Source organism: Psychrobacter sp. CAL346-MNA-CIBAN-0220, assembly GCF_040309805.1.
Taxonomy (GTDB): domain Bacteria; phylum Pseudomonadota; class Gammaproteobacteria; order Pseudomonadales; family Moraxellaceae; genus Psychrobacter.
Genome location: NZ_JBEOPF010000247.1, coordinates 1 through 275, shown reverse-complemented (window position 1 = coordinate 275; position 275 = coordinate 1). Strand labels below are relative to the sequence as shown.

The following is a 275-nucleotide window of genomic DNA, read 5'->3' as shown; positions in this document are numbered from 1 at the left end:
AAATAGGCGTTGATTTAATAACATTGAATACAGCTTGTATTTGAGCAGCAATACGTTCAAGCGCGTAGGTATAAGCATGGCGATGCTCGCTTGGTGGTAACCTTGAAACTTCGTCTTCTATTTCTCTTACGTAATCGACTAGGTTCATGCTTTTGGTACTAAAAACTGCGCGGTCAAACAAGCTAGGTTGTGCTTGCATGTAACGATTTTTAGAAAAAAGTTTAGCTTTATCAAATTGCTCAGCTTGTTGTTTTAGCGTTGCAACTTGTTGGCGT

At 39.3% G+C, this 275-nt stretch carries 1 protein-coding gene; it reads right to left on the bottom strand.

Features of this window, described 5'->3' with window-relative positions; translation table 11 throughout:
• The coding region (gene priC / locus AAEY88_RS13510) for a primosomal replication protein PriC (protein WP_350563213.1) at positions 1 to 275 on the bottom strand (275 nt) is incomplete at both ends.